Raw genomic sequence first — 19,736 nt, forward strand, 5'->3', positions numbered from 1 at the left:
GCGCGCAAAGGCGACGGCGAACCTGGCGTCAAAACCATCTGGCTAGGCATGCAGCGAATAGTGGACTTCGTTGCTGGCATCAGGTACATGCGCGAGATTGAGCATCAGACTTGTGTGTAATGGAATGCAGTAAGCGCCCCACGCGCCCGTTGCGGGCGCCGCGCATCGCGCATGAAGTGTCCGGACGAGCCCCTCAGACGGGCTCGTCTTTTTTTGTAAGCCGCATACCTCCGCCGCTCCCGCAAGGGGCGGCTTCGCCCGGGCGCCTCGCGTCCGGGCGCTTTTTCGCCGGCCACGGCGAATGCGTCGACGTCACCGGTTCGCGCGTGCGAACGCCCGCTGTTGCACGCGGCGAATCACGCGTGTGGCGCGACCACGAACGCCGCGATCTCGCGATGCATCCGCGCCGCCTGCGGACTCGTATCGAGCGCACGCCAGCAGCCGTGCACGAGCCCTTCCCCAAGCCAGAAACGCGCGGCGCCGCCCGCGTCGCGAATCCGTTCGACGTAGACCCGCGCATCGTCGCGCAGCGGATCGTGCTCCGCGCCGATTGCGAGCACCGGCGGCAAGCCGTCGAAGCGCGCGGCATCGAGCGGCACCGTCGCGCGCGGCGGCGGCCCGTTTCCCCAGTACAGCGCGCGATAGCGATGGACATCGTCGAGCGTCAGCATCGGCGCGTGCGCTTCGGTGTCACGCGCCGGCCGTTGCGGCTCGCTGCCCAGCATCGGATAGACGAGCGCGATCCCGTCGATCCCGCCCTCCGCTGCGTCGCGCAGCGACGTCGCGACAGCCGCCGCAAGCATGCCGCCCGCGCTGTCGCCCGCGAGCGTCAGCGGCCGCGCGCAAGGCCCGAACGGCAGACGCGCCGCGAGTGCCGCGCGGGCGACGGCCAGGCAGTCGTCGAGCGCGGCGGGCGCCGGATGCTCGGGCGCGAGCCGGTAATCGACCGCGATCACGTCGGCCCCGGCATCGGCCGCGACACGCGCGGTGATCAGCGCATGGCTGTCGAGCGAGCCGACGACGAAGCCGCCGCCATGGAAGAACAGCACGGTACCGCGCGGCGCCGCGTGCGCGGGCCGGTAGCGGCGCAACGCGATCGCGGGGCCGTGCGGCGCGCGCCACGTCGCATCGTGCTGCACGATCCCCGGCGGCAAGCCGGCCGGTGTCCACGCCGCCGCGAAGCGCTCGTACAGGCGACGCTGGTCCTCCGGCGAACGCGTCGCCGCGTCCGCCGGATACCACGCGTCGACCGCCGCGACGAACGTCGCGATTTCCGCTTCGAGCATCGTTCGCGCGCTGCGCTAGCGGCGTGACGGCAAGCCGATCACGCGCCCCGCAAACGCCGGCGGCGGGCAGTCGCACTGCAACGCATGCAGCGCCGCGACCCGTTCCGCGACATCGGCATCGAACGGCGCCGACTTCGCGCCGTCGCGCGTATCGACGTGCAGCAACATCTGCTCGCTCGCCGACACCGGCTCGTCGAGCCCGTCCGCGAACAGTTCCAGATACAGATGCAGCCGCTTCGCGTCGTGCGCGAGCACACGCGCATCGACACGCACGCGCCGGCCTTCCTTGATCTCGTGCAGGTAGTTGATGTGCGCCTCGAGCGTGTAGGCCGAGCGCCCCCGCGACCTGCGGGTCGCGTCGTCGAGGCCGATGCGGTCCAGCAGCGCATCGGTCGCGAAGCTGAAGATCAGCAGGTAGAACGCATCGCGCAGGTGTCCATTGTAGTCGACCCATTCGGGCCGCACGACGTCGCGGTATATCGTCAGCGGGGTATCGCCCGTCATCGCCAAGTCCTCGCCTAGTCCTCGAAACGCATGCCATGCCGCGCCTTCACCGCGGCGATCGCGCGCAGCACCTCGGTAATGCACTCGTCGCGATAGCGCTCGAGCTCCTTGATGCTGCGCGTGCCCTGCTGCTCGGCCGTGCCGTCGACGACGCTGTCGATCAATGCGTCGGTCAACTGCGGCGCAACGAGCTTCGTCCACGGCAGTTCGAGCGCCGGGCCGAACTGCTGCATGAAGTGTCGCATGCCCGCATCGCCGCCGGCGAGCGTGTAGGTCAGGAACGTGCCCATGAACGACCAGCGGATGCCTGCGCCGAACCGGATCGCGTCGTCGATCTCGCCCGTCGTCGCGACGCCTTCGTTGACGAGATGCAGCGCCTCGCGCCACAGCGCCTCGAGCAGCCGGTCCGCGATGAAGCCCGGCACTTCCTTGCGCACGTGCAGCGGCCGCATGCCGAGACGGCGATAGATCCCGATCGCCGCTTCCACCGCTTCGGGCGAAGTGCGCGCGCCGCCGAGCACCTCGACGAGCGGCAGCAGGTACACGGGGTTGAACGGATGACCGACCACGCAGCGCTCCGGATGCGTCGCGCGCGCATAGAAATCCGTCGGCAACAGCCCCGACGTCGACGACGCGATGATCGCGCCCGGCTTCGCCGCGCGGCTGATCTGCTCGTGCAGCTCCAGCTTCAGCGCTTCGCGCTCGGGCGCGCTTTCCTGGATAAAGTCCGCGTCGGCGACGCATTCGTCGATCGTCGCGACGAAGCGCAGGCGCGCCGGATCGGCACCCGGCGCCAGGCCGACGCGTTCGAGCGCGGGCCACGCGTTCGCGACGTTCGCGCGCAATTGCTTCTCCGCGCCGGGAGCGGGATCCCATACCACCACGTCGAGACCGTGGGCGAGCGCGCGGGCAACCCAGCCGCTGCCGATCACGCCGGTGCCGATTGCGGCGAACGTCTTGATGTCGGTAATCAAAGCCATGACAAACGCATCCTTCTAATCGAGTGGAATCGGGTGGCGGCCGCTCACGCGCGCGCCGCCGTGACGCATCGTGATTTCAGGCAAATTCGGCAATCGCGCGGCGTTCGAGCGGACGCTCGCCGCGCGGCGGCAGGCCAAGCTTGCGGCGCCCTTCGGCCGGCGTCAGCACGCGGCCGCCGAGACGCTCGACGATTTCGCGCGCACGCTCGACGAGCGAGCCGTTCGACGCAGGCACGCCGCGATCGAGCCACAGGTTGTCCTCGAGGCCGACGCGCACATGGCCGCCGAGCAGCATCGCCTGCGCGACCATCGGCATCTGCATCCGGCCGATGCCGAAGCCGGCCCAGTGCGCGCCCGGCGGCAGGTTGTCGACCATCGCCTTCATCGTGCCGGTATCGGCCGGCGCGCCCCACGGAATGCCGAGGCACAGCTGGAACAGCGGCGGATCGTCGAGCAGCCCCTCCTTCAGCAGCTGCTTCGCGAACCACAGATGCCCCGTGTCGAAGATCTCCAGCTCAGGCTTCACGCCAAGCGCCTGGATGCGCTTCGCGCCCGCGCGCAGCTGCGCGGGCGTCGACACGTAGATGTAGTCGCCGTCGCCGAAATTCAGCGTGCCGCAATCGAGCGTGCAGATTTCCGGCAGCAGCTCCTCGACGTGCACGAGCCGCGTGAGCCCGCCGACGAGGTCGGTGCCGCGGCCGAAGCGCATCGGATCCTCGCCCGGGCCGATCTCGAGATCGCCGCCCATGCCGGCCGTCAGATTGATGATCACGTCGACGTCGGCCGAGCGGATCCGGTCGACCACTTCGCGATACAGGTTCGGATCGCGGCTGCCGCGCCCCGTCTGCGGATCGCGCACGTGGCAGTGCGCGACCGTCGCGCCGGCCTTCGCCGCCTCGATCGCGGCGGCCGCGATCTCCTTCGGCGTGACCGGAATCGCCGGGTGCTTGCCGACCGTATCGCCCGCGCCGGTCACGGCGCACGTCACGATGACTTCGTGGTTCATGCTGATTGCCTCGTTGGGTTCTGGTTGCTTCGTGGATCGTCGCGGCGCAGGGCCGCGCGCGGGGCCGTCACTGGCCGAGTCACTGGCCTGGTCACAGGCCGAGATACGCCTTCACCGCCGGCAGGCCGTCCTTGCCGTCGTACGTCTTCACGCCCGCGAGCCACGGATCGAGCACCTGCGGGTTCTTCTTCAGATAGGCCTTCGCGGCCTCGGCCGGCTTCGTCTTGTTCATCACCGCCTGCATCAGCTGGTTCTCGAGCTGCGTCGTGAAGCGCAGGTTCGTGACCAGCTTGCCGGCGTTCGGGCAGCGTGCGATGAAGTCGGGTGCGGTCAGCGTGTACACGCGCGCTTCGCCGTAGTTCGGCCCGAACGACGCGTCGCCGCCCGACAGATAGTTCATGCCGATCTGGATGTTCATCGGATGCGGCTCCCACCCGAGGAACACGACCCACTTCTTGTCGCGGATCGCGCGCTCGACCGTGACGAGCATCCCCGCCTCGCTCGATTCGACGAGCTTGAAGCCGCCGAGCCCGTACTGGTTCGTGTCGATCATCTTCTGTATCGTCGCGTTCGCGCTGCTGCCCGGCTCGATCCCGTAGATCTTGCCGTCGAGTTCCGCGCGATGCTTCGCGATGTCGTCGAAGGTCTTCAGGCCGGCCTGGTATTCGAAGCTCGGCACCGCGAGCGTCGCCTTCGCGCCGGACAGGTTCGGCGTCTCGACGACGTTGATCGACTTGCTGTCGAGGAACGGCTGCAGCTGCTTCTGCTGCACGGGCCACCAGTAGCCGAGCGACACGTCGAGCTGCTTGCTCTTGAGCCCCGCGAACGAGATCGGCACCGACGAAATCGTCGTGGACGGCTTGTAGCCGAGCGCCTCGAACACCGTCGACGCCATCGCGGTGGTCGACGTGATGTCGGTCCAGCCAATGTCGGCGAAGCGCACGTTGCGGCAGCTTTCCGGATCCTGCCCGGCCAGCGACGCGGTCGACCACACGCACGCCGCCAGCCACGCCGCGCCCAGCGCGGCAAACTTTCTCGACTTCATGGTTCCTCCCGGTTCGACGGAGCGAGCAGGCGGTTGGCGGGATGCGTCCCGGCCTGCATCGTGGCCTCAAAAGTAACGAGCCATATTCGCGGCAAAGCGACCGCTGGCGACCTGTTCTTGACCAGGAGCGACTATGCGTAAAAACCACTAGATCGGGCAGATCCCTTGCCGGACGGGGATCTGCGGGAGATTGAACACGGTTCGTGCTTGTCTTGTTGCGCCGCGGACGATGGTGCGCTGCTCCGATCCGTCTCGGGCCGCTCGTCGGCATCAAGCGATGCGGATCGGCGCTGCGACGTGTGGGATGCGCGGTCGAGCGCGCACATGAAACTTTTGCGCGGCTTCGGCGGTAGCGCGTTCGGTTCGATGAGCGCGCTCGGCGGCCTCGCCGGCCCCGTCGCATCGGGCGTTGCGGGATACCTCGGCCCGCTCGCGTACGCCTATGACGCGCGCGGACAGGGCGCCAGCGTGCGGGATGGGCAGCTCGAACACGATACGAACGCGACCCGCTCGGTCGGCTGACCGCCAAGGAAGCCGCTCGCGAGCGATGCGAGTATCTGTATGACAAGGCTGGGCGGATTGCGTCGGCCGAACTGCATGCGCTGGCAGCGCGCGGGCCGTCACTGAAGAATCGGGTCAGCCTGAAGTATGGCTCGCGCGGCGAAGTGCTCGAGGAATACACGCCGACCGGTTGGCTCTCGCATACGCATGACGAACTCGGCAACCGGGTCAGCACGACGATTTCGGGCGAGCGCAAGATCGACTGGCTGCATTACGGGTCGGGGCACGCGCACCAGATCCGGTTCGACGGCGCGGCCGTCATGCACGGCCAAAGCCCCCCGCCAGAACCGCGCATCCCACGAAGCAAACTCACCCCACCCAAGCCGAAGCCCGAATCACACTGCAGAAATTCCCGGCATGAAAATGCGGATCCTTGTCCGCCAGCACATCCGCCTTCACATTACCAAACGTCGACCCCGGCTTGTGTTTGATCCCGTCGTAGAACGCCTGGATGATGTCCTCCTTGAAATGAGGCGTACGCGGATGTGCACGAACGACAGCCTCCCGTTCGACGTCGCTGTATTCCGAATACGTAAGCCCCAGCACATCCATCTCGACACCGGCCGTCACGAGTGCAATAACGGGATGCATGTGCTGCGGAATCCCCGGCGTCGTGTGCAGCGCAATCGCCGTCCACACGACGTCGATGTCGTGCTGGGCAATGCCCTTGCTCCTGAGGAAATCTTGCGCGGCATTGGCGCCGTCCACCTCGAAGCGCTCGCACTCGCTGCTGTGCGTGTGCGTCAGCCCCATGTCATGAAACATGCACCCGCAGTAGAGCAGTTCGGGATCGTACTTGAGCCCGCGACGCTGGCCTGCCAGCGCGGCAAAGTAGTAGACGCGACTCGAGTGGTGGAACAGCAAAGGCGACGCCGTATCGCGAACCAGCTCCGTGATCTCGCGAGTCAGCTGGCTATCGGGAATGGTGATGCCGGCAACGTTCACAGTCATGATCGACCTCCATGGAAAACATCTTCGATTCTCCGGATTCGATAGCTATCTTCAACAGACGTGTCACGACAAATCCTGCCATTTTGCGTGACTGACGGACACGGCGCCGGAATCGCCAGACAAGCAGTATGTGCCCGGTTCGCACACCGATCGCGCGGCCAATCAGGATCGAATGGCTGCAGCGTGACGCGCAGCACAGGACGTCTATACTGCTACGCGTCGCATTCGTCGCCACACCTCTCAAGTCCGGTCATGCCGAAAGTCGTGGGTATCTTCGCCGTACCTGGCGTCCAGTTGCTCGATGTGTCCGCTCCGCTCGACGTGTTCGCGCAAGCGAACGCCGAGCTCGGCAAGGCGTTCTATACGCTGCGGATCATCGCCAGCGAACCGGGCCCGATCCGCAGTTCTTCCGGCGCGCAAATTCTGGCGGATTGGGTGACCCCCAATATCCCCGAACGCATCGACACGCTGCTCGTCGCCGGCGCGCCAAGCGCCGGCCGCGTCGCGCTTCGCGCCGACGTGCTCGCGTGGCTGCGATCGGCGGCTGTTCATAGCAAACGGTACGGTTCGATCTGCACTGGCGCTTTCATACTTGCGGCAACCGGCCTGCTGAAAGGGCGTCGCCTGACCACGCATTGGGCCGCGGCCGACGCGTTGGCTCAGGCCTATCCATCGCTTTCGGTCGACGAAGATGCGCTGTACGTGCGCGACGGCAAGCTGCGGACGGGCGCCGGCGTGACGGCCGGCCTGGATCTCGCGCTGGCCCTGGTGGAAGAGGATCTCGGCCGCGACATTGCAAGGCGCGTCGCGGCGCAACTGGTGATGTTCTTCAAGCGCCCTGGCGGGCAGCTCCAGTTCAGTCGCAAGGGCGAAGCGCGTCCGGTCGGTCGCTCCGTGCTGCAGGAAGTCCAGCGATGGATCGCGGCCAATCCGGAGCTTGATCACTCCGTCACGGAAATGGCAAAGCACGCAGGAATGAGCGCCCGGCACTTCGCCCGGCTGTTCCGCGCGGAAGTCGGCATGACGCCCGCCGTATGGGTCGAGACAACCCGCATAGCCGCGGCCCGCAAACTGCTGGAAAATGGACACGACACGCCGAAGCAGGTCGCCGCGAAATGCGGCTTCGCAAACGTCGACACGCTGAGGCGGAGTTTCGCAAAACATGTCGGCATCACCCCTGCCGAATATCGAAAGCGCCAGTCCTTCACGTCGGAACAACCCTGATACGACGCCGCGGAAACGGCGTGCGGCCTCGTAGCCGCAGCGAAGCACAAACCCTGTCCGCATCTGATCCAGACCTGCCCTCCATGCCCGAGGATTTCCATTTCCTGCTGCTGCCCGGCTTCTCCGCACTCGGCTTCATGTCCGCGCTCGAACCGTTGCGCGTCGCGAACCGCTTTCGCACCGAGCTCTATCGCTGGCACGTGCTCAGCGCGGACGGCGCGCCGGTGCCCGCGAGCAACGGCATTCCGCTCGCCGCGGAAGCCGCGTACGCGGATGTCGAGCGCGTCGACACGGTATTCGTCGTCGCGGGTTTCGATCCGCTCGTCTGCTACACGCGCGCGCTCGGCGACTGGCTGCGGCGTCAGCATCGGCACGGTGCAACGCTCGGCGGGATCGACACCGGCAGCTTCGTGCTCGCAGAAGCCGGGCTGTTCGGTCGGTCGGATACGCTCACGCTGCATTGGGAAGCGCTCGCCGCGTTCCGCGAGCGCTATCCGGACCTGAAGGCGACGCAGGAACTGTTCGAGATCGGCGAGCGGCGCATCACGTGCGCGGGCGGCACCGCATCGATCGACCTGATGCTCGACCTGATCGGCCGGCGGCACGGCGCGGATCTCGCGGCCACGATTTCGGAGCAGTTCGTCGTCAGCCGGATCCGCCAGCGCTCGGACAGCCAGCGGCTCGAGATCGCCGCCCGCTATGGCGTGCACAACCGCAAGCTGATCCAGGTGATCGGCACGATGCAGCGGCATATGGAGAATCCGCTCGGGCCCGACGCGCTCGCCGACGAAGTCTCGATCACGCGCCGCCAGCTCGAGCGGCTGTTCAGCGCGACGCTGAACGACACGCCGACACGCTTCTACCTGAACCTGCGGCTCGACCGCGCGCGCGAACTGCTACAGCAGACCGACATGACGATCACCGCGATCTGCGTCGCGTGCGGCTTCGAATCGCCGTCGCATTTCTCGCGCACTTACCGCACCCGCTTTGACATCAGCCCTCGCAGTGACCGTCGCGCGCTGCGTTGATGCACGTTCGCATCAGGCTAGAATCATCGCTCGATCACCTCGCGCAACCACGCGCCTTCCCGTCATGCAAGACACCCACCGCTCCATCGACGAACTCACCCCGGCACGCGTCACGACTGCGTTCGACCTGCCTGGCCACACGACGGTCCGTTCGCTCGGCGTCGCGCAGGGCATCATCGTGCGCTCGCGCTCGATCGTCGGTTCGTTCGGCGCATCGCTGCAGACGCTGTTCGGCGGCAACATCACGCTCTATACGTCGCTCTGCGAAAAAGCTCGCCAGCACGCGTTCGAGAAGATGCTCGACGACGCGCGCAAGCTCGGCGCGAACGCGGTCGTCGCGATGCGCTACGACTCGACGGAAATCGGCACGGGCGTCACCGAAGTGATCTGCTACGGCACGGCCGTCATCGTCAGATCGGCGTGATGCACGGCGCGTTTCGCGCATACACGCAGATCGATCGCAGGTGCGGTGCGTATCGCAGACTCGACGCCGCCGGGCCTGCCGACCGCACACTACACCCCTATCTCAAATTTGTTCGTTTTACTTGACAAGTGGCATCGTGCGGCTGCGCGCTCCTGCCATCGGCGCAATCGGATCCAACGGATTTCGACGCCGGCGAAGCCCTTGCGCACCGGAACGAAAATCCGCAGGAATCTTCAACGACGCGCGCGAAGTTTTTGATTGACGCACCGTGCGATTCCCTCTTACCATTGCGCTCGTTTCAACACATGGAGGCTGCTGTGCCTACCGATGCGAGTTGTAGTTGGTCCTGCACCAACCTGACTGCCGACTGAGGAAGCTTCGCAGAGCCTTGTCTTCTGCCGCATCCTCGTAAAGCAGGATGCGGTGTCTTTCCGGTTCGGCCGTCCCGCCGATCCGAAATTCCCGTACTCGACATTTCAGTTGCCGTTCGACCCTTCGAGCGGCGTCCGTGCGTGACCCGCGTCACGTGCGCGCCTTCGGCCGCATGCCTGCGCATGCGCGGCGCAGGCGCGCACGCGTGCCGTTCCGATCGACAGGAGTTCGAAATGGACGACGACAGTAGCCGATTACCGCTCGCCGGGGCGCGCACGCGCGCCATGCCGGCGAGCGCCCCCCTTCCTTGCCTTCATCAGCCAATCGCGCCGGACTCGGCGCGGCGGGAAGCGCTCATCCGTCGTTGACGCCGTGACGCTCCTGCCGCGCGCTGCCAGGCGCCAGGAGCATCACATGACAAGACGCAACACTTCCGGGCACCCGCTCGGGCCCATCCTCTTCCGCCGCTACGACGTCCGGCCGCTCCACGCGCGCGCGCATCGCCGCGACGATCGCTATCCACCGCGAACCACCGCGGGTTCATTGCACGTTTCACGTTGAGGCCATCCGACTCGCATCCGCCGCGACGCGGCGGCCTGTTGCGACCCAGCGAGGCGAATACGCCTGCCTGCCAGGTTCGCCGCTGACCGGGCCTCCACCGATCAACATCCGATGTGCCGGGAGAACACCATGCAGACCAGTATGAAGCTCTATGCAAGCCGTCTGATCCGGGATAGCTACGTCTACTTCAAGATGCCTTACGCGATGCTCATGCATTTCAACCGGATCGTCGCGTCCTATGAAAGCCTGGATCGCCGGCAGAAGCGCGCTTTCTCGTTTCCGGAAGAGACCGACGGATTCCTGCCGTTCGGGCTCGAGTATTCGAACACGCCTGAACGGCCTGACCTGTGCGAACGATTCTGCTATTGGGCCGCGCGGCGCAACGCCCATCAAGGCTTTCCGCTGGTCAAATCCGAGTTCTATCGCACGATGGCCGCGTACGAAACCTGCATCAACGTGGTCGCGCAAAACCTGCTCGATGCGGTATGCGAGAACCTGGGCGGCACGCCACAGTTGCCGGTCAGAAACAGTTCGTACCTGCAGTTCTGCGAATACAACCCGGATTACTGCCGCTACGACCGCGAATACCTGCAGGATCCGCACGAGGACGGCCATCTGCTGTCGTTCATCAAGCCGACCGCGCCGGGCCTGGTGCTGTTTCCCGATTCGGCGCCGGTATCCGCGACGCCCCGGCCCGACGAAATGATCGTGCTGGCCGGCTCGCTCCTCGAAGCGCTCACCGACGGAGAAATCCCGGCGATGCAGCATGCGGTCGAGCGGCCTCGCACACCGGCGCAGCGCAAGTCGCTGATGTATTTCGTCAATCCCGACCTGTCGGCGCAGCACGCCAGTTCGATCGTCAATCGGCAGCCGCTCGACCTGCAGGTGCTGGCGGATCGCCGGCACACCGCATTCGGCAACAACACGCTGCGCAACCCGCGCGCGGCCGAACTCGAATAACCCACTCACCCTTTCCCGGAGAAACCATGCTTGGCCGACTTCTTCCCGTCGAAAACAAGTTTTTCGACATCTTCAATACGCACGCGCAACACATCGTATCGGCAGCCGGCGAGCTTCAGATGCTCATCGACAATCTCGCCGACACCGAGATGCGCATGACCAACGTCGAAGCAGCCGAACGGGCCGGCGACAAGCTGGCGCACGACGCGCTGGAAGCGTTGCACCGGACCTTCATCACGCCGATCGACCGTGACGAGATCCACAAGCTGATCACGACGCTCGACGACATCCTCGACCTGATGGAAGACGTCGTCACGACCGTCGCGGTCTACGACCTGAAATCCGTGACCGCGGAAGCCAGCGAGCTCGCGCATATCGTCACGCAATCGGCGCTGCAGACGCAGCAGGCGGTCAAGCTGCTGTCGGACATGAAACAGTCCGCGCTGATTCTCAAGGCCTGCGAAGAGATCGACGCGCTGGAAACCCGCGCCGATCGAGTGCTGCGCTCCGCGATATCGAAGCTCTTCCGAGAAGAGGACGACGTGAAGACGCTGATCAAGCTGAAGGGCGTGTATGACCTGCTCGAACGCATCACCGACAAATTCGAGGATGTCGCGAACATCGTCGAAGGCATCGTGCTGGAAAACGCCTGAGTGAGACGCGATGCATTCAATACAACTCGCCCTATGGATGGTCGCGGCGCTCGTGCTCGTCGCGCTCGTATTCGATTTCATGAACGGCTTCCACGACGCGGCGAACTCGATCGCCACCGTCGTGTCCACCGGGGTGCTGAAGCCCCAGCAGGCGGTGGCATTTGCCGCCGTGTTCAACGTCATCGCGTATTTCATCTTCCACCTGAAGGTCGCGCAGACCGTCGGCAAAGGCACGATCGACCCTGAGATCGTCGACCACTACGTCGTGTTCGGCGCGCTGATCGGCGCGATCGGCTGGAACGTGATCACCTGGTACTACGGGATCCCGTCGAGCTCGTCGCATGCACTGATCGGCGGTCTCGTCGGTGCGGCACTCGCGAAGTCGGGCTGGGGATCGCTGAATATCGACGGCCTGATGAAGACGATTGCATTCATCTTCATCTCGCCGCTACTCGGCTTCATCCTCGGTTCGCTGTTCATGCTCGGCGTGTCGTGGCTGTATTTCCGCTCGCCGCCGAGCAGGGTCGACCGCCGCTTCCGCCGCCTGCAGCTGCTGTCGGCCGGGCTGTACAGCCTCGGTCACGGCGGCAACGATGCGCAGAAGACGATCGGCATCATCTGGATGCTGCTGATCGCGAGCGGCTATGCCGCGGCGAACTCCGATGCGCCGCCGGCGTGGGTGATCGGCGCGTGCTACCTGTCGATGGGTCTCGGCACGCTGTTCGGTGGCTGGCGGATCGTGCGCACGATGGGCCAGAAGATCACGAAGCTGAAGCCGGTCGGCGGGTTCTGTGCGGAGACGGGCGGCGCGATGACGCTGTTCATCGCATCGTGGCTCGGCATCCCGGTGTCGACGACGCACACGATTACCGGTGCGATCGTCGGGGTCGGTGCCACGCGCAAATTGTCAGCGGTGCGCTGGGGCGTCGCCGGCAACATCGTCTGGGCGTGGGTGCTGACGATCCCGGCATCCGCGTTGCTTGCCGCCGGCGGGTGGTGGCTCGCCCAACGCGTGTTCTGACACGCGCTCGACATGCTCGACACGCGCGATTTTTCCGGCAGTGGCTGCTGGATGCGGCGGGTGGTCCATCGGATGCGTCGGCGCGCTGAACGCGCGCCACGCGTCAGGCGTCCGCGTGATGCGCGACCTCGGCATGCGCGTGCCCGAGCCGAGCCGCGCCGCTGCGCGTCGCAAGCCAGTAATACAGCGGCGACGTCAGAAGCAGCCCGATGACCCAGGAGAGATCGGCGCCGCCAAGATATTTGGGCACCGGGCCCGCGTACATCGGCGTATTCATGAACGGAATCTGCACGATGATGCCGATCGCGTAAGCGACCAGCGCCTGCGGATTGAAGCGTCCATAGATGCCGCCATCCACCCGGAAAATCGACTGGATGTCGTACTTTCCCTTATGGATCACGTAGAAGTCGATCAGGTTGATCGCGGTCCACGGCACCAGAACCACCAGCAGCGCGAGCACCAGATCGACCAGGTTTGCAACGAAGTTCGTCGACGCGCCGATCGCCCCGTAGCAGCATGCGACGAGAATGACGATCGACAGCACGGCCCGCGACTTCGCCGTCGGAATCCACCGATAGGCGAACGTCTGCAGTGAAGTGATGACCGCCAGCACCGCGCCGTACAGATTCAGCGCGTTATGGCTGATCACGCTCAGCAGGAACAGCACGAGCATCGGCAGCCCGAGCGGACCGGTGGCCTGCTTGACCGCGTCCATCGCGTCGACGCCGGACGGCACCGCCAGCACCGCGACGGCGCCGAACACGAACGCGAGCGTCGAGCCGATCGTGCAGCCGAGGTAGGTCGCCCAGAACGTCGACGCGACCCGGACGTTCGCCGGCAGATAGCGCGAGTAGTCGGAAACGTAGGGCGCGAAGGCAATCTGCCAGAGCGCCGACAGCGAGACGGTGGCGAGCCAGCCGGCGAAATCGAAGCCGCCGCGCGTCAGGAAATCGCCGGTCGCGACATGCGTGAGGATGTATGCGAAGCCGATGACGATGCCGATGCCGAGCACCCAGGTGCCGACACGGTTCAGGATATGGATGACCCGGTAACCGACGATGCCGATCAGCCCCGATCCCAGCGCGCCGATCACGATGCCGATGGGGACCGGTACGGACGTTGCGATGCCGTGAAGCGATTTTCCGGCAAGCACGATATTGGACGCGAAAAATCCCACGTACATCACGCCCGCGATCACGGTGACGAGCAGCGCGCCCCACGAGCCGAATTGCGCGCGGCTCTGGATCATCTGCGGAATGCCCATCTGCGGCCCCTGCGCCGAATGCAAGGCCATCAGCACGCCACCGACGGCCTGACCGACGACGATCGCCACGATCCCCCACATCAGGTTCAGGTGGAAGATCTGCACGCCCAGCGCGCCGGTCACGATCGGCAATGGCGCGATGTTCCCGCCGAACCAGAGGGTAAACAGGTCGCGCACCTTGCCGTGACGATCCTCCGGCGGCACGTAGCCGATGGTGTGCTTCTCGATCAATGGCACTGCGTTTTGTTCCGGTGTGTTCACGTTCGTCTCCTGTCTCGCGCGACGACGCGCGCTTGAAATACAGTGGAAATCGATCCGTTGCGCTCGCGGCGGTCGGGATCGTGTTGCCCGGCATTCACGGCAGACGAGCTCAACGCGCGGTCGCAAGCTCGTCTGCGAGGCGCGCCAGCATCGCGTCGCAGCCGCTCAGTTGCTCGACGGTCACGAATTCGTCGGGTTTGTGCCCCTGATCCATGCTTCCCGGCCCGCAGATCACGGTCGGAATCCCGGCCTGACTGAACAGCCCGCCCTCGGTGCCGAACGCCACCGTACCGAACGAGACGGAACCGCATAGCCGTGTCAGCAGGCGCGCCGCATCGCTGTCGGGCGGCGTGGCGAGCCCTGGGTACGCGGAGAGCGGCTGCATGCGAATGCCCGTATCCGGCTTCACCGCGCGCATCTTCGGCAGCAGCTCGGCTTCCGCAAACGTCTGCAACGCATCGGTCACACGATGTGCGTCATATCCCGGCAGCGCGCGTACTTCGAAATCGAATGCGCATTCGGCCGGCACGATGTTGAGCGCGCGGCCGCCTTCGATGACGCCGGCCTGCACGGTCGAGAACGGCGGGTCGAAGCGCGCGTCGTGCAGTGCGGGCTGCGCCAGTTGCTCGCCGATCTCTTCGTCATCACGCGAGCGGCCTGTCGCTGACCCAGGCGGGCCGCGACCTGCTTGGACAGGCGCGCAACCTGCTCAAGATCGCCGAGGAACTGCAGACGGCCGCCAAGGAAATGGACGGCGGGATGACCGGCGCGATCGCGCTCGGCTGCCTCGTGTCGCTCGCGCCGCCGCTGATGCCCGGGCTCATCAGCCGGTTCGCGGGCGAGCATGCGGGCATTTCGTTTCGCACCGTCGAGGCGCACCAGGATGTGCTGTTGAGCGGACTGCACGACGGCTCGCTCGATATCGCGCTGACTTACAGCCTCGACCTGACGGAAGACATCGCGTTCACGCCGCTGCTGTCGCTGCCGCCGTATGCGATTCTGCCGAGCACGCACCGGCTGGCCCGCGCGCGCAAGGTTTCGCTGGCCGACTTGCTGCCCGAACCGTATGTGATGCTCGATCTGCCGCATAGCCGCGAATACTTCGCGACGCTCTTCGATGCGGCGGGCGGTCGCCCCGTTCCCGCGTTCCGTTCGTCGCAGCCGGAGGTCGTGCGCGGGATGGTGGCCAACGGGCTCGGCTACAGCATCCTCAACTTTCCGCTCAAGTCGACGCGCACCGTGGATGGCGGGGAATTCGTGATCAAGCGCTTCAAGGAGCCCGTCAACGCGACGACGCTCGGCATCGCGCAGTCGCGCGCGATGAAGCCGAGGCAAGTCGTGCGTCGCTTCGCGGCGTTCTGCGAGACCTATATCCGGCGGCTGCATCTCGATACGTGACCGAGGCCAAGGCCGGGCCGGGAAGCCGTTTCATGCTCATGCGTGTCGCATGACCGCGCCACACTTTCTCAGCCGACAGCCGCGCCGCCAAGCGGCCGCATCTCGAACTCGTCCCGAATCGTCTGCGCAAGTTCGCGCACGACCGCCCCGCCGGCATCGTGCATCAGCACGTATTCGACGCTCGGAAGCGGCGGCAGGCCATCCGCCGACGTCAGTTCCCGCAACCCGTCATCAATCGCGCTGCGCGGCAGCGGCGTCACCGCGAACCCGGCCCGCGCCGCCGCCTTCACGCCGGCCATGCTCGGGCTGACGCACGCGATGCGCGACGCGACCTCGGCGCGGGCGAGCGCCGTGAGCGCCGCGTCGCGGAACGGGCATGGCTCGGGAATGCACGCGAGCGGCAGCGCGCCGTCCGGCAACGGCTCATGGCGCGCGAACGCCCACACGAGCGGCTCGGCGCCGAGGCGGATGCCCCGCTCGTCGTGCTCGCAGCGGCTGCCGACCACCAGATCGAAGCGGCCCGCATCGAACGCCTGAACCAGATTGCCCGGCACGTCGACGGCGAGTTCGAGCGCCAGCCCGCGATGGCGCGCGCCGAAGCGGCGCAGGATGTCAGGCAGCCAGCCGCACGCGAACTCGTCCGACGCGCCGATGCGCAGCCGCCCCGGTGCGCCCGCGCCGCCCAGGCACGCCCTGGCCTCGGCACTGAGATTGAGCATCGCGCGCGCATAGCCGAGCAGCAGCAGGCCCTGATCGGTCAGCGACACGGTGCGGGTATTGCGCATCAGCAGCATGCATCCGGCCTGCTCCTCGAGCCGCGCGACCTGCGCACTGACCGCCGACTGGCTCAGATGCAGCCGGCGCCCCGCGCCGGTAAAGCTGCGCGCGTCCGCGACCGTCACGAACGTGTGGAGCAGCGCGGTATCGAGTGGCGTGTTCATTCATCACCAAATCGGGTAAGTGACACGAATTAATATCGTTTCCGGATGATACGCCGTCCCGTTAGCCTTGTGGCTGTGTTCGCGGGCATCCGCTCGCGCCTTCCCTCTCTCTTGCACAGGAATGACCGACATGGCTCGACTGCTCTACATCGAATGCTCGCCGCGCAAGCGCGATTCCGCTTCCATCGACATCTGCCGCGCGTTTCTCGACGCATACCGCGAAGTCCACCCGGCGGATACCGTCGACACGCTCGACGTCTGGAATCTCGCGCTGCCGGAATTCGACGGCGACGCGCTGGCGGCCAAGTACGCGGGGCTCGCCGGCGTCGCGCGGACGCCGGAACAGGCGTCGGCGTGGGCGCGCATCGAGGCGCTCGCAGCGCCCTTTCACGCGGCCGACAAGCTGCTGTTCGGCATCCCGCTGTGGAATTTCGGCATCCCGTACAAGCTCAAGCACCTGATCGACGTGATTTCGCAGAAGGACGTGCTGTTCACGTTCGACGGCACGGGGTTTACCGGCAAGCTAGCAGGCAGAAAGGCGGCGGTCGTCTATGCGCGCGGGCTCGATTACGCTTCGCCGGGGTCGTTTACGCCGGCGCGTGAATACGATCTGCAGCGGCCTTATGTCGAGGCGTGGCTGAAGTTCGTCGGGGTGACCGATGTGCAGGGGATCGTGGTCGAGAAGACGCTGCTCGGCGATGACGGGCGGTCAGGTCGGCGTGCGGCGGTGGACGCGGCGCGCGCGCTGGCGCGGGATTTCTGACGCGGCGGCGCTGCGATGTCGCTGGCTTGGGATTCGGATTCGGAAAACGCAGCGAATCATAAACGCAATGCCGCACAAAAAAAAAGCGCGAACCCAAGTTCGCGCCAAAGAGAGACCTCGCTGAAGACGGAATGCCGAGTCGCCGCCGCAACCCTCAGAACGAATGCCGCATGCCGATCCGCACGTCGGCCTGCGTTTGCGTCGTCGACGGCGTGAAGCTGTAGCCGATCACCGCATCGACGCCTTGCGACGCGCGCAGGTAATCGCCGGAGATATAGACGTCGGTGCGCTTCGACAGCAGGTAGTGAAGGCCCGCGCTGCCCATGTTCCAGTGGTGGCCTTCGAAGCGCGTGTGCTGATAACCCGCGATCAGGCTCAGCGCTGGCGTGAACTGGTACAAGCCGCCGCCTTCGTACGACTGCATGTGCGACGACTGGCCGAAGCCCTTGATCGTCGTGTACGAGTAGTTGGCGTCCAGCGTCAGCTTGCCGATCGTGTAGCTCGACCCGACGCCGAACGTGCCCTGGCTGTCGACGTTCATCGGCGTGTTCGCGAACAGGTCGGTGCGCTCGCCGGTCGCCGGATCGACGGTAACGGTCTGCTGGCCGAGGAACGTGTGCGTGCCGATCATCGCGTACGGATCGAACGCGTAGATGCCGTTCGGGTTGTTCAGCCGCGTGTACGCGGCGCCGATCGAGAAGTCGCCCTTCGTGAAGCTCGCGCCCGCGCTCCACGCGCTGTTGCGGTGGAAGTTGCCGGCGACGTTGCCGAACGAATACATCGCGCCGAACTTGAAGCCGCTGAGGTCGCTCGACAGGAACTTCACGGAGTTCGGCAGGCGGTCGCCATTGAAGCGGTCGAAGTCGCCCTGGTGGATCGCGTAGCCGCTGCCCCACGCCGAGATGTTGTAGATCGACACGAGTTCGTTGGTGATGTCGAGCTGGTTGCCGAACGACAGCGTGCCCCAGTCGTTCTGCAATCCGACATATGCCTGCCGCCCGAATTCGGCGCCGCCGAAGCCGAGCTGGCCGTTGCCGAGATGGAAGCCGCTCTCGAGCGTGAAGACGGCTTTCAGGCCGCCGCCGAGATCCTCGGTGCCCTTGAGCCCGAAGCGGTTGCCGTAAGAGACGCCGTCGTCGAACTTGACCACGTGCGCGCCGCCCGTGTTGTTCACCCACGTCACGCCCGCATCGAGGATCCCGTACAGCGTCACGCTGCTCTGCGCATGGCTGATTGCGGGAACACACGCCGCGCATGCAAGCGCGGCTGCCACGGCAACTTTCGATTTCTGCATTGTCGACTACCCTCCCTGACCGTTCGATGGAAAGAACCCCAGACTTCGTTCGCGGCACTGCCTGCCGCTTGATTCGAATTCAGTACGTCTGATGGACTCGCCATTGCGCTTTTCGCAATAGCGACGCCATGGATCAAAAATACGAACCCATATTTCGCGTCACCCGTCTGAAGGCGACATCAAATGGTCTGGTTACGACCCATCGGGAAAACACGGATGGCGGGCGACCCGCCCCCGTAGCGCGTCAACGGCCGTCCAGCGTCGCGCGCACGGCTGGCAGACCGGGCGCGCCGGTGGCCGTCGTCACGCCATCCAGCCAGCCGGCGACGAGCGACGGCTCGGCCTGCAACAGATGCTGCGCGGCGAGCGCGGGCGGCGTCTTGTTGTCCAGCATGTCGGCGATCATCCGGTTCTCGATGCCGACCGTGAACGTCATCTGCCTGAACAGGCGCGCAAGGTTCGCGCACTGGTCGGCAAAGCCCGCGCGGGCGACCGTGTTGACCGTCGCGCCGCCGTAGTTCGGGCCGAAGTACGTGTCGCCGCCCGCGAGATAGGCCAGGTGGAACTTCGTGTTCATCAGGTGCGGCTCCCACGCCAGAAACACGATCCAGCGCTTGTCGCGCACCGCGCGCTCGACCTGCGTCAGCATCCCGGTCTCGCTCGATTCGACGAGCGACCAGTTCGCCGGGCCGAGCGCATGGTCGGCCAGCATCCGCTTGATGTTCTGGTTCGCCGGCGCGCCGGGCTCGATCCCGTAGATCTTCCCGTCGAAGCGGTCCGCGTAGCGTTCGAGATCGGCGAACGTGCGTACGCCAGCCGCGGCGACATAGTCCGGCACCGCCAGCGTAAACTTCGCGCCGGTCAGGTTCGCGTGCAGCACGTCGATCGCGCGCGCATCGACGAACGGCTTCACGAGCGGCCCCTGCGCGGGCATCCAGTTGCCGAGGAACACGTCGACCTGCCCTTTCTTGAGCCCCTGGTAGGTGATCGGCACCGACAGGTTCGACACGTCCTGCCGGTAGCCGAGCGCCTTCAGCACGACGCCCGCCATCGCGTTGGTCGCATCGATGTCGGTCCAGCCAGGCCCGGCCATCCGCACGTCGCGGCAGGCCTGCGGCTCGGCCGCGCGGGCCGCCGTCATGCAGAGTACGGCGGCGCACATGGCGCCGGCGATCGTTCGTGCTGCGTTGCGATATCGCTTCATCGTCCGCTCCTCTTCTGTGATCGGAATCAGTGACC

Annotated in this window: 19 protein-coding genes and 2 pseudogenes; 10 read left to right on the forward strand and 11 right to left on the reverse strand. The window is 65.8% G+C overall.

The genetic code is table 11. From position 1 onward, the window contains the following. Positions 1-120 (forward strand): IS4 family transposase (locus tag DID96_RS22910; protein WP_148094511.1); only part of this gene is annotated, 120 nt, incomplete at its 5' end. Positions 121-356: 236 nt separating this feature from the next. On the opposite strand, the gene DID96_RS22915 is transcribed toward DID96_RS22910, so the two are convergent. The 5 genes from DID96_RS22915 to DID96_RS22935 form a co-directional block, all read right to left on the reverse strand. Then, positions 357-1,286, reverse strand: a complete 930-nt coding sequence (locus DID96_RS22915) for an alpha/beta hydrolase (RefSeq protein WP_124601555.1) — start codon at positions 1,284-1,286, stop codon at positions 357-359. Between the two features lie 15 nt (positions 1,287-1,301). Beyond that, a complete protein-coding gene (locus DID96_RS22920; protein ID WP_124601556.1) occupies positions 1,302-1,790 on the reverse strand; it encodes a thioesterase family protein in 489 nt (162 codons plus the stop codon). 14 nt (positions 1,791-1,804) lie between these two features. Continuing rightward, a complete protein-coding gene (locus tag DID96_RS22925; RefSeq protein WP_124601557.1) occupies positions 1,805-2,770 on the reverse strand; it encodes an L-carnitine dehydrogenase in 966 nt (321 codons plus the stop codon). A 76-nt stretch (positions 2,771-2,846) separates the two neighbouring features. Beyond that, the gene (locus DID96_RS22930; RefSeq protein ID WP_124601558.1) at positions 2,847-3,776 is read right to left on the reverse strand and encodes a 3-keto-5-aminohexanoate cleavage protein; all 930 of its coding nucleotides are present in this window, start codon (positions 3,774-3,776) and stop codon (positions 2,847-2,849) included. A 91-nt stretch (positions 3,777-3,867) separates the two neighbouring features. Then, a complete protein-coding gene (locus tag DID96_RS22935) occupies positions 3,868-4,821 on the reverse strand; it encodes a choline ABC transporter substrate-binding protein (RefSeq protein WP_124601559.1) in 954 nt (317 codons plus the stop codon). A 324-nt stretch (positions 4,822-5,145) separates the two neighbouring features. Here DID96_RS22935 and DID96_RS39020 point away from each other — a divergent pair, with 324 nt between their 5' ends. Continuing rightward, on the forward strand, positions 5,146-5,343 hold the full coding sequence (locus DID96_RS39020) for a hypothetical protein (RefSeq protein ID WP_260463981.1): 198 nt from the start codon (positions 5,146-5,148) through the stop codon (positions 5,341-5,343). Positions 5,344-5,691: 348 nt separating this feature from the next. On the opposite strand, the gene DID96_RS22945 is transcribed toward DID96_RS39020, so the two are convergent. After that, positions 5,692-6,333 (reverse strand): HD domain-containing protein, encoded by a 642-nt coding sequence (locus tag DID96_RS22945; RefSeq protein ID WP_124601560.1) that lies wholly within the window; start codon positions 6,331-6,333, stop codon positions 5,692-5,694. A gap of 252 nt (positions 6,334-6,585) precedes the next feature. Between DID96_RS22945 and DID96_RS22950 the strand changes: the two genes are divergently transcribed. The 6 genes from DID96_RS22950 (at position 6,586) to DID96_RS22975 (ending at position 12,576) form a co-directional block, all read left to right on the forward strand. Then, the gene (locus DID96_RS22950; protein WP_124601561.1) at positions 6,586-7,557 is read left to right on the forward strand and encodes a GlxA family transcriptional regulator; all 972 of its coding nucleotides are present in this window, start codon (positions 6,586-6,588) and stop codon (positions 7,555-7,557) included. 83 nt (positions 7,558-7,640) lie between these two features. Continuing rightward, positions 7,641-8,585, forward strand: coding sequence for a GlxA family transcriptional regulator (locus DID96_RS22955; RefSeq protein ID WP_124601562.1), 945 nt, complete (start codon positions 7,641-7,643; stop codon positions 8,583-8,585). A gap of 64 nt (positions 8,586-8,649) precedes the next feature. Continuing rightward, complete coding sequence (locus tag DID96_RS22960) at positions 8,650-9,009, forward strand: YbjQ family protein (protein ID WP_124601563.1); 360 nt, start codon at positions 8,650-8,652, stop codon at positions 9,007-9,009. Positions 9,010-10,071: 1,062 nt separating this feature from the next. Then, the gene (locus DID96_RS22965; RefSeq protein WP_185732335.1) at positions 10,072-10,902 is read left to right on the forward strand and encodes a 2OG-Fe(II) oxygenase family protein; all 831 of its coding nucleotides are present in this window, start codon (positions 10,072-10,074) and stop codon (positions 10,900-10,902) included. Positions 10,903-10,928: 26 nt separating this feature from the next. Next, positions 10,929-11,555, forward strand: a complete 627-nt coding sequence (locus DID96_RS22970) for a DUF47 domain-containing protein (RefSeq protein WP_124601565.1) — start codon at positions 10,929-10,931, stop codon at positions 11,553-11,555. Between the two features lie 10 nt (positions 11,556-11,565). Beyond that, entirely contained in the window at positions 11,566-12,576 is a 1,011-nt protein-coding gene (locus DID96_RS22975) for an inorganic phosphate transporter (RefSeq protein WP_124601566.1), read from the forward strand. 103 nt (positions 12,577-12,679) lie between these two features. On the opposite strand, the gene DID96_RS22980 is transcribed toward DID96_RS22975, so the two are convergent. Both DID96_RS22980 and DID96_RS22985 read right to left on the reverse strand, forming a co-directional pair. After that, positions 12,680-14,101 carry a cytosine permease gene (locus DID96_RS22980; RefSeq protein WP_124601567.1) on the reverse strand — a complete coding sequence of 474 codons (1,422 nt, stop codon included), beginning with the start codon at positions 14,099-14,101 and terminating at the stop codon, positions 12,680-12,682. 109 nt (positions 14,102-14,210) lie between these two features. Beyond that, a pseudogene (locus DID96_RS22985) lies at positions 14,211-14,741 on the reverse strand (M20/M25/M40 family metallo-hydrolase); the annotation flags it as partial. Here DID96_RS22985 and DID96_RS22990 point away from each other — a divergent pair. Then, positions 14,738-15,499, forward strand: a pseudogene (locus DID96_RS22990) (LysR substrate-binding domain-containing protein); the annotation flags it as partial. The pseudogenes DID96_RS22985 and DID96_RS22990 overlap by 4 nt on opposite strands. Positions 15,500-15,567: 68 nt before the next feature. Here DID96_RS22990 and DID96_RS22995 read toward each other — a convergent pair. Beyond that, on the reverse strand, positions 15,568-16,440 hold the full coding sequence (locus DID96_RS22995; protein WP_124601568.1) for a LysR substrate-binding domain-containing protein: 873 nt from the start codon (positions 16,438-16,440) through the stop codon (positions 15,568-15,570). Between the two features lie 130 nt (positions 16,441-16,570). Between DID96_RS22995 and DID96_RS23000 the strand changes: the two genes are divergently transcribed. Continuing rightward, on the forward strand, positions 16,571-17,203 hold the full coding sequence (locus tag DID96_RS23000; protein ID WP_124601569.1) for an FMN-dependent NADH-azoreductase: 633 nt from the start codon (positions 16,571-16,573) through the stop codon (positions 17,201-17,203). Positions 17,204-17,357: 154 nt separating this feature from the next. Here DID96_RS23000 and DID96_RS23005 read toward each other — a convergent pair whose 3' ends face one another. Both DID96_RS23005 and choX read right to left on the reverse strand, forming a co-directional pair. Then, a complete protein-coding gene (locus DID96_RS23005; protein WP_124601570.1) occupies positions 17,358-18,497 on the reverse strand; it encodes a porin in 1,140 nt (379 codons plus the stop codon). A gap of 244 nt (positions 18,498-18,741) precedes the next feature. Continuing rightward, on the reverse strand, positions 18,742-19,701 hold the full coding sequence (gene choX, locus DID96_RS23010) for a choline ABC transporter substrate-binding protein (protein ID WP_124601571.1): 960 nt from the start codon (positions 19,699-19,701) through the stop codon (positions 18,742-18,744). Positions 19,702-19,736 lie beyond the last annotated feature (35 nt).

It is taken from the genome of Burkholderia sp. Bp8963 (genome assembly GCF_003854275.1).
In the GTDB taxonomy this organism is placed as follows: domain Bacteria; phylum Pseudomonadota; class Gammaproteobacteria; order Burkholderiales; family Burkholderiaceae; genus Burkholderia.

What these genes read in the sequence shown, in the direction of transcription:
- DID96_RS22915 (WP_124601555.1), bottom strand. Translation starts at nt 1,286, where the DNA reads ATGCTCGAAGCGGAAATCGCGACGTTCGTCGCGGCGGTCGACGCGTGG.
- DID96_RS22920 (WP_124601556.1), bottom strand. Translation starts at nt 1,790, where the DNA reads ATGACGGGCGATACCCCGCTGACGATATACCGCGACGTCGTGCGGCCC.
- DID96_RS22925 (WP_124601557.1), bottom strand. Translation starts at nt 2,770, where the DNA reads ATGGCTTTGATTACCGACATCAAGACGTTCGCCGCAATCGGCACCGGC.
- DID96_RS22930 (WP_124601558.1), bottom strand. Translation starts at nt 3,776, where the DNA reads ATGAACCACGAAGTCATCGTGACGTGCGCCGTGACCGGCGCGGGCGAT.
- DID96_RS22935 (WP_124601559.1), bottom strand. Translation starts at nt 4,821, where the DNA reads ATGAAGTCGAGAAAGTTTGCCGCGCTGGGCGCGGCGTGGCTGGCGGCG.
- DID96_RS39020 (WP_260463981.1), top strand. Translation starts at nt 5,146, where the DNA reads ATGAAACTTTTGCGCGGCTTCGGCGGTAGCGCGTTCGGTTCGATGAGC.
- DID96_RS22945 (WP_124601560.1), bottom strand. Translation starts at nt 6,333, where the DNA reads ATGACTGTGAACGTTGCCGGCATCACCATTCCCGATAGCCAGCTGACT.
- DID96_RS22950 (WP_124601561.1), top strand. Translation starts at nt 6,586, where the DNA reads ATGCCGAAAGTCGTGGGTATCTTCGCCGTACCTGGCGTCCAGTTGCTC.
- DID96_RS22955 (WP_124601562.1), top strand. Translation starts at nt 7,641, where the DNA reads ATGCCCGAGGATTTCCATTTCCTGCTGCTGCCCGGCTTCTCCGCACTC.
- DID96_RS22960 (WP_124601563.1), top strand. Translation starts at nt 8,650, where the DNA reads ATGCAAGACACCCACCGCTCCATCGACGAACTCACCCCGGCACGCGTC.
- DID96_RS22965 (WP_185732335.1), top strand. Translation starts at nt 10,072, where the DNA reads ATGCAGACCAGTATGAAGCTCTATGCAAGCCGTCTGATCCGGGATAGC.
- DID96_RS22970 (WP_124601565.1), top strand. Translation starts at nt 10,929, where the DNA reads ATGCTTGGCCGACTTCTTCCCGTCGAAAACAAGTTTTTCGACATCTTC.
- DID96_RS22975 (WP_124601566.1), top strand. Translation starts at nt 11,566, where the DNA reads ATGCATTCAATACAACTCGCCCTATGGATGGTCGCGGCGCTCGTGCTC.
- DID96_RS22995 (WP_124601568.1), bottom strand. Translation starts at nt 16,440, where the DNA reads ATGAACACGCCACTCGATACCGCGCTGCTCCACACGTTCGTGACGGTC.
- DID96_RS23000 (WP_124601569.1), top strand. Translation starts at nt 16,571, where the DNA reads ATGGCTCGACTGCTCTACATCGAATGCTCGCCGCGCAAGCGCGATTCC.
- DID96_RS23005 (WP_124601570.1), bottom strand. Translation starts at nt 18,497, where the DNA reads ATGCAGAAATCGAAAGTTGCCGTGGCAGCCGCGCTTGCATGCGCGGCG.
- choX (WP_124601571.1), bottom strand. Translation starts at nt 19,701, where the DNA reads ATGAAGCGATATCGCAACGCAGCACGAACGATCGCCGGCGCCATGTGC.